Origin of the sequence: Mycolicibacterium septicum DSM 44393 (genome assembly GCF_000455325.1) — a bacterium.
GTDB classification, from domain to species: Bacteria; Actinomycetota; Actinomycetes; order Mycobacteriales; family Mycobacteriaceae; genus Mycobacterium; species Mycobacterium septicum.
The window spans coordinates 994,093-1,001,675 of sequence record NZ_HG322952.1 but is presented as its reverse complement, the minus strand read 5'-3'; the positions used below and the strand labels follow the sequence as shown (position 1 = coordinate 1,001,675).

At 67.3% G+C, this 7,583-nt stretch carries 7 protein-coding genes; 4 read left to right on the top strand and 3 right to left on the bottom strand.

Annotation, left to right across the window (positions count from 1 at the left end):
- Positions 1 to 217: 217 nt before the first annotated feature.
- Complete coding sequence (locus TX88_RS24935) at positions 218 to 1,027, bottom strand: crotonase/enoyl-CoA hydratase family protein (RefSeq protein WP_409365893.1); 810 nt, start codon at positions 1,025 to 1,027, stop codon at positions 218 to 220.
- 70 nt (positions 1,028 to 1,097) lie between these two features.
- On the opposite strand from TX88_RS24935, the gene TX88_RS24930 reads away from it, so the two are divergent.
- The 3 genes from TX88_RS24930 (at position 1,098) to TX88_RS24920 (ending at position 4,812) form a co-directional block, all read left to right on the top strand.
- Positions 1,098 to 2,747 carry a medium/long-chain-fatty-acid--CoA/3-oxocholest-4-en-26-oate--CoA ligase gene (locus tag TX88_RS24930; RefSeq protein WP_044520607.1) on the top strand — a complete coding sequence of 550 codons (1,650 nt, stop codon included), beginning with the start codon at positions 1,098 to 1,100 and terminating at the stop codon, positions 2,745 to 2,747.
- Entirely contained in the window at positions 2,747 to 3,868 is a 1,122-nt protein-coding gene (locus TX88_RS24925) for an NAD(P)H-dependent flavin oxidoreductase (protein WP_044520606.1), read from the top strand. Before TX88_RS24930 ends, TX88_RS24925 begins: the two co-directional genes overlap by 1 nt.
- Positions 3,869 to 3,975: 107 nt before the next feature.
- A complete protein-coding gene (locus TX88_RS24920) occupies positions 3,976 to 4,812 on the top strand; it encodes a class I SAM-dependent methyltransferase (protein WP_044520604.1) in 837 nt (278 codons plus the stop codon).
- Between the two features lie 15 nt (positions 4,813 to 4,827).
- Here TX88_RS24920 and TX88_RS24915 read toward each other — a convergent pair whose 3' ends face one another.
- On the bottom strand, positions 4,828 to 6,381 hold the full coding sequence (locus TX88_RS24915) for a succinic semialdehyde dehydrogenase (protein WP_044520603.1): 1,554 nt from the start codon (positions 6,379 to 6,381) through the stop codon (positions 4,828 to 4,830).
- Positions 6,382 to 6,508: 127 nt separating this feature from the next.
- Here TX88_RS24915 and TX88_RS24910 point away from each other — a divergent pair, with 127 nt between their 5' ends.
- Entirely contained in the window at positions 6,509 to 6,904 is a 396-nt protein-coding gene (locus TX88_RS24910; RefSeq protein WP_044520602.1) for a VOC family protein, read from the top strand.
- Here the strand turns inward: TX88_RS24910 and TX88_RS24905 are convergent.
- Positions 6,841 to 7,575: a helix-turn-helix domain-containing protein gene (locus TX88_RS24905; RefSeq protein ID WP_049925344.1), complete on the bottom strand. Its 735-nt coding sequence runs from the start codon at positions 7,573 to 7,575 to the stop codon at positions 6,841 to 6,843. The genes TX88_RS24910 and TX88_RS24905 overlap by 64 nt on opposite strands.
- Between the last annotated feature and the right edge of the window lie 8 nt (positions 7,576 to 7,583).

Genomic DNA, 7,583 nt, shown 5'->3' with positions numbered 1-7,583 from the left:
CGTTCTGGGGACCATCGCCTCCGCCCCCTCCGCCGTTCTGGGGTCCGCCGCCACCTCCGCCGCGCTTCTGGGGCCCGCCGCCCCCCGCCGCCGGGTCGTTGGGGCCCGCCCCCGCCGCCCCCCGGGCACTGGCGTTAGGCCATTGAGAGCCTGAAAAAGACTGAGGCCCTGCTCGATACATCGAGCAGGGCCTCAGTTCTTGCTTGGAGGGCGAGTGCTACTTCATCTGGAAGTTGGGTGCGCGCTTCTCTTTGAAGGCCAGCGGGCCTTCCTTGGCGTCGGCGGACAGGAACACCGGGATGCCGTTGGCGGTGTCGGGCTTGAACGCGTCCAGCTCGTGCATGCCCTCGGTCTCGCGGATGGTCTTGAGGATGGCCTGCACGGCCAGCGGGCCGTTGTTGTTGATCACCTCGGCGATCTCCAGGGCCTTGTCCAGCGCGGTGCCGTCCGGCACCACATGACCGATCAGGCCGTACTCGAGCGCCTGGGCGGCGGTGATGTGCCGTCCGGTCAGCAGCATGTCGCACGCGATGGTGTAGGGAATCTGGCGGACGAGGCGCACCGCGGAGCCGCCCATCGGGTACAGGCTCCACTTGGCCTCGGAGATGCCGAACTTGGCGCTCTCCCCGGCGACGCGGATATCGGTGCCCTGCAGGATCTCGGTGCCGCCCGCGATGGCCGGGCCCTCGACCGCGGCGATCAGCGGCTTGGTGAGCCGGCGGCCCTTGAGCAGGCCGTCGATGCGTGACGGGTCGTAGCTGCCGTCCTTGAACGAATCGCCCGGCGGCTTCTTGGTCGCGCCCTTGAGGTCCATGCCCGCGCAGAAGTACCCGCCGGCACCGGTCAGGATGCAGGTGCGGATCTCCGGATCGTTGTCGACGCGGTCCCAGGCCTCGACCATGATCGAGAGCATCTCGGTGGAAAGCGCGTTGCGCGCCTCGGGACGGTTCAGCGTCAGGATCAGGGTGTGTCCGCGCTGCTCAATGAGGGCGTCGGGCCCTTTTGCACCGTCTTTTTGGTCACTCACGGACAGTCCGCCTCTCTGCATTTTCAACCCAGACTTGTATCGAAATGTAACACGTTCTAGTTTAGGTTCTGTGGCTCTGAATATTGCCGATCTTGCCGAGCACGCCATCGACGCTGTGCCTGACCGTGTCGCCCTGATCTGTGGCGACGAACAGCTGACCTATGCGCAGTTGGAGGAGAAGGCCAACCGCCTGGCCCACTATCTGATCTCGCAGGGTGTGAAGAAGGACGACAAGGTCGGCCTCTACTGTCGCAACCGCATCGAGATCGTGATCGGGATGCTGGGCATCGTGAAGGCCGGCGCGATCCTCGTCAACGTCAACTTCCGCTACGTCGAGGGTGAGCTGAAGTACCTGTTCGAGAACTCGGACATGGTCGCGCTGATCCACGAGCGCCGTTACGCCGATCGCGTGGCCAACGTGCTGCCGGAGACGCCGTTGGTCAAGACCGTCCTCGTCGTGGAAGACGGGTCGGACGACGACTACCAGCGATACGGCGGCGTCGAGTTCTACTCCGCCATCGCCGACAGCTCACCCGAGCGCGACTTCGGCCCACGCAGCGCCGACGACATCTACCTGCTCTACACCGGCGGCACCACCGGATTCCCCAAGGGCGTCATGTGGCGCCACGAGGACATCTACCGAGTGCTGTTCGGCGGCACCGACTTCGCCACGGGCGAGCCCGTCGCCGACGAATACGACCTGTCCAAGCAGGCCGCCGCCAACCCGCCGATGATCCGGCTGCCCATCCCGCCGATGATCCACGGCGCGACCCAGTCGGCCACCTGGATGGCCTTGTTCACCGGCCACACCGTGGTGCTGATGCCGGAGTTCGATGCCGACGCCGCGTGGCGGATGATCCACGAGCACAAGGTCAACCTGCTGTTCTTCACCGGCGACGCGATGGCCCGGCCGTTGCTCGATGCGCTGTTGGCCCACCAGGACGCGGGCAACGAGTACGACCTGTCGTCGCTGTTCCTGTTGGCCAGCACCGCAGCCCTGTTCTCCACGAGCCTCAAGGAGAAGTTCCTCGAGCTGCTACCCAACCGGATCATCACCGACTCGATCGGCTCGTCGGAGACCGGTTTCGGCGGTACCTCCGTGGTCGCCAAGGGGCAGAGCCACACCGGCGGCCCGCGCGTGACCATCGACAAGAACACCAAGGTGCTCGACGAGGACGGCAACGAGGTGGTCCCGGGGTCGGGCGTGCGCGGCATCATCGCCAAGTGCGGCCACATCCCGGTCGGCTACTTCAAGGACGAGAAGAAGACCGCCGAGACCTTCCGGACCTTCAACGGGATCCGCTACGCCATCCCGGGTGACTACGCCGAGGTCGAGGCCGACGGCAGCGTGACCATGCTGGGCCGCGGCTCGGTGTCGATCAACAGCGGTGGCGAGAAGATCTACCCCGAAGAGGTCGAGGCCGCGCTCAAGGGACACCCGGACGTGTTCGACGCGCTGGTGGTCGGCGTGCCCGACGAGCGCTTCGGTCAGCACGTCGCCGCCGTCGTGCAGCCGCGCGACGGGTCGCGCCCGACCCTGGCCGATCTCGATGCGTTCGTGCGCAGCGAGATCGCGGGTTACAAGGTGCCGCGCAGCCTGTGGCTGGTCGACGAGGTCAAGCGCTCGCCCGCGGGCAAGCCCGACTACCGGTGGGCCAAGGACACCACCGAGGAGCGCGCCGCCGACGAGGTGCACGCGAATCATGTTGGAGCGAAATGATGAAGACTGATCTCTGCCGGCGGTTCGGGGTCGAATACCCGATCTTCGTCTTCACCCCGTCGGAGAAGGTGGCTGCCGCGGTCACCCGGGCCGGCGGTATGGGTGTGCTGGGCTGCGTGCGGTTCAACGATCCCGACGAGCTGGAAAACGTGCTGTCCTGGATGGACGCCAACACCGACGGCAAGCCGTACGGCGTCGACGTGGTGATGCCCAACAAGATCCCCACCGAGGGCAGCGCGGTCGACATCGACAAGCTGATTCCGCAGGCTCACCGCGACTTCGTCGCGAAAACCCTTGCCGATCTCGGTGTTCCGCCGCTCCCCACGGAGGGCGAGCACAACACCGGTGTGCTGGGCTGGCTACACTCGGTGGCGCGAAGCCATGTCGAGGTGGCGTTGCGCCATCCGATCAAGCTGATCGCCAACGCGCTGGGGTCCCCGCCCAACGACGTCATCGAGCAGGTTCACGAGGCTGGTGTGCCAGTGGCCGCGCTGGCCGGCAGCGCGAAGCATGCGCTCAGCCACGTGGCCAACGGGGTGGACATCGTGATCGCCCAGGGCCATGAGGCCGGCGGACACACCGGTGAGATCGGCTCGGTGGTGTTGTGGCCGGAAATCGTCGACGCCGTCGACGGTAAGGCCGCGGTTCTTGCAGCCGGCGGTATCGGCAGCGGCCGACAGGTGGCCGCGGCCCTGGCGCTCGGAGCGCAGGGTGTCTGGATGGGATCGGCATTCCTCACCGCGGCCGAATACGACCTTGGTGTGCGTCGCGAGTCGGGTGCCTCGGTGATCCAGGAGGCACTGCTGAATGCCACCTCCGCCGACACCGTGCGCCGGAAGATCTACTCCGGCAAGCCCGCCCGGATCCTGAAGAGCCGGTGGACCGACGCCTGGGATGCACCGGACGCCCCCGAAGCGCTGCCGATGCCGCTGCAGAACATCCTGGTCGGCGAGGCGCATCAGCGGATGAGCCTCTCCGATGACCCGACCACGGTCGCGATGCCGGTCGGCCAGATCGTGGGCCGGATGAACGAGATCCGCCCTGCCGCCGACATCATCGGTGAGCTGGTGAGCGGTTTCGAGGCGGCCACCAAGCGCCTCGACGGTATCGCCGAGAGCTGAGTCTGCGCCCAGCGCATCGAGCCTGCGGTCAGATCGCGATTTCTCACGATTTCGCGATCTGAACGCAGGCTCGATGTGTTTCGGCGCTCGCCGGTAGGGTCGAGACGGTGAACGAAGTGGACGCGCTAGCCGCGAACCGTGCCAACTGGGACGACCGGGCAGATGTCCACGCCCGTTCCCAGATGTATGACGTGGCAGGGTTTCTGGCCGACCCCACCGACATCTCGCGGGTCGTGCTCAACGACCTCGAGGTGCTGGCGCCGCACCTGCCGCAGGCCGGGGTGACGGACCGTTCGCTGTTGCACCTGCAATGCCACATCGGTACCGACACCGTGTCCTGGGCGAGGCTGGGGGCGCGCGATGTGCACGGCGTCGACCTGTCGCCGAACTCGCTGCGGCACGCGGCCAGGATCGCCGAGGCCGACGGCCGTGAGATCACCTGGGTCGAGGGCGACGCGCGGTTCGCGTCGGCGTTGATCCAGCGACGCTTCGAGACCGTGGTGACCAGTGCCGGGACCATCGTGTGGCTGCCCGAACTCGACAACTGGGCCCGATCGATCCACGATCTGCTCGAACCGGGTGGGGTGTTCCTGATCCGCGACGACCATCCGCTCCTCGGTGCGATGGACTTCGAACCGTGGGATGTCACCGACGACTACCTCAGCGGCGGCGGCGCCCGAACCTATGACGACTCAGGGACTTACACCGAAAGCTCGGCAGGACAGATCGCCCACGTGCGCAACCATGAGTGGCGTCATGACCTGGCCGAAGTGGTCACGGCATTGCTGCAGGCCGGGCTCGTCATCGAGTCGTTCGCCGAGCTGCCCTACATGGACTGGCCGGCGTTCCCTGCTCTCGTGCCCTGCACCGAAGGCTGGACCCTGCCGCCGGGAACGCCGAGGATCCCGCTGAACTTCGCGGTCGTCGCGCGGCGTCCCCGGTGACCGGCGGACCCAGGTCTAACGACCGGGCAGCTTCTGCACCGCCTGGATCATCGGGGTCAGCGCCTTCTGCCAGAACGTCTGCGAGATACCCAGCGGGGGATCGAGGTTGATCACCCGTGCGGTGGAGACAGTCTGCGACTCGGTGTATTTGAGGATGCCGTCGGCACCGTGCCGGCGCCCGACGCCGGAGGCCTTCATCCCGCCCATCGGGGCCGCGGTGCTGCCCCAGGCCAGGGCGTAGCCTTCGTCGACGTTGACCGTGCCGGCCTGGATCCGGGCCGCGATCGCCTCACCTTCGGACTTCGATCCGGCCCACACGCTGGCGTTCAGGCCGTACTCGGTGTCGTTGGCCTTCGCGATGGCCTCCTCCACCGAGTCGACGGGGTAGATCGACACCAGCGGGCCGAAGGTCTCGTTGCGCGCGCATTCCATCTCGTCGGTGACACCGGTGAGCACCGTCGGCTCGAAGAACAGCGGGCCAATGTCGGGGCGCGGGTTGCCGCCGGCAACCACCGTGGCGCCCTTGACCTTTGCATCGTCGACGTGGCCGGAGACGGTCTTGATCTGATCTTCGGAGATCAGACTGCCCATGTCGGCGGTGAAGTCGTAGGTGGCCGCCAGGTTCATGTTGCGCACCTGCTCACCGAATTTGGCGGTGAACTCGTCGGCGACCTCCCGCTCGACGTAGATCCGCTCGATCGAGATGCACAGCTGCCCGGCGTTGGAGTAGCAGGCACGGGTCGCGGCCTTGGCGGCGACGTCGAGGTTGGCGCCCTTGGTGACGATCATCGGGTTCTTGCCACCGAGTTCGGCGGAGAAGCCGATCAGCCGGCGGCCGCACTGTTCGGCAAGGGACCGGCCGGTCGCGGTGGAACCGGTGAACATCAGGTAGTCGCAGTTTTCGACGATCGCGGTGCCGACCACCGAGCCCGGTCCGGGAACCACTGCGAACACATCGCGCGGCAGGCCCGCCTGATACAGCAGTTCGGCGTTGGCCAGCGTGCAGTACGGGGTCTGGCTGTCGGGCTTGACCACCACCGCGTTGCCGGCCAGCAGTGCCGGGATGGAATCCGAGATCGACAGGGCCATCGGGTAATTCCATGGCGAGATGACCCCGATGACGCCCTTGGGATGGTGGTTGACCACGGTCTTGACGATGCCGGGCAGCAGGCCCTGCACGCGTTTGGGGGAGAGCAGCTTCGTCGCCTCGCGCGCGTAGTAGCGCGAGTTCAGGATCATGTCGACGATCTCTTCCTGCGCGGCCGAGCGGGCCTTGCCGGTCTCGGCCTGGGCCACGTCCATCAGGAAGTCGCGATTGCGGGCCACCAGTTCGCCGAAGCGCTCGATGACGGCGGCGCGTTCCTTGACCGGTCGTTTGGCCCACAGGGCCTGCGCGGCGCGCGCTTTGACGAATGCCGCGGTGACGTCCTCGGCAGTGCCGACCGGGATGGTGGTCAGCTCTTTGCCGGTGAACACCTCTTCGATCGGCTTGGACTGCCGGGCGCCGACGTCGGCGATGGCGACGAGCGCGCGCAGTCGGGCGAAGTCGGCGGCGGACGGAGCGGGCATCGGGGACTCCCTACTGGCAAGTAACTAACAGTCAGGCCAAACCTACTCGGTACCGGCAGTCCGACAAAGGCACACCTTGTCCGATCTGTTCACGACTGTGCCCCCTCCAGCCCCCTAACCTGCGGATATGACCTTGAACCTGAGCTCGGCGGTCGTTGAGATCGTCACCAGAGACCTGCCCCGATCCCTGGACTTCTATCGGCTGCTCGGCTTGCCGGTTCCCGAGCCGGACGGGCCGCACGTCGAGGTGGCGTTGCCGGGCGGAAACCGTCTCGCGTTCGACACCGAGGAGGTGATCGCCGGAATGCATCCCGGCTGGGTGCCCCCGGCGGGAGCCGGACGGGTGGCGCTGGCCTTCGGGCTCGACGCGCCCGCCGACGTGGACGCGCTCTATGAGCGGCTCACCTTCGCCGGACACCCGGGAACGCTCGAGCCCTTCGACGCGCCATGGGGACAGCGTTATGCCACCGTCGAAGATCCCGACGGGACCTCGGTGGACCTGTTCGCGGCGTCGGGAGGCTGACGGAGCTGACGGAGCTGATGCCATGGCACCCCGGCCAGGGCGCGGACCTCGCGGTGCAGGTGGGGCTGGTCGGCATAGCCGGCCTGCGCGGCGACTGCGCCGGTGCTCAGGCCGGTGCCGATGAGCCCGACCGCACGGCGGAACCGGAGAATGCGGCGCAGCGTCGCCGGCCCGTATCCGTAGACCGCCGTGCACTGGCGCTGCATGGTCCGGTTCGACCAACCGGCATGGCGCGCTGTCGCACTGACGGATTCGCCGGCAGCCAGCCGGCGCGTGACATCGCGTAGTGCCGGCAGCGGCCAGGGGGCGGTCTCGGTGCGGGGCCGTTCCGAGGCCAGCGTTTCGGCGAGCTCGTCGAGTGAGCCGCCACGGTCGACCTGGCGCAGTTCACTCAGGTCGACCCGGGTGTTGCGCAGTTCGGAAGCCGGGACGCCGAGGAGGCGCGGCAGGGCCCCGGGCCGAAACCGCAACCCCTGCACCGGATCGCGGCCACCCGCGGCGATGAATGCCGTGGTGTCGGGGCCGGCCACGACGATCCGGTCGTTCATCTGGATCAGGTCCATGCAGCCGTCGGGCAGTATCCGGCCGGATTCTGCCGGGCCGGTGCGGACCCATCGACACTCCACGAGCTCGCCGAGTCGTGGCGGCGGACGGTGTTCGCGGTAGCCCACGTCTCCGA

Coding starts and splice junctions, on each gene's coding strand:
- TX88_RS24910 (WP_044520602.1), top strand. CDS start 6,509: ATGACCTTGAACCTGAGCTCGGCGGTCGTTGAGATCGTCACCAGAGAC.
- TX88_RS24915 (WP_044520603.1), bottom strand. CDS start 6,381: ATGCCCGCTCCGTCCGCCGCCGACTTCGCCCGACTGCGCGCGCTCGTC.
- TX88_RS24925 (WP_044520606.1), top strand. CDS start 2,747: ATGAAGACTGATCTCTGCCGGCGGTTCGGGGTCGAATACCCGATCTTC.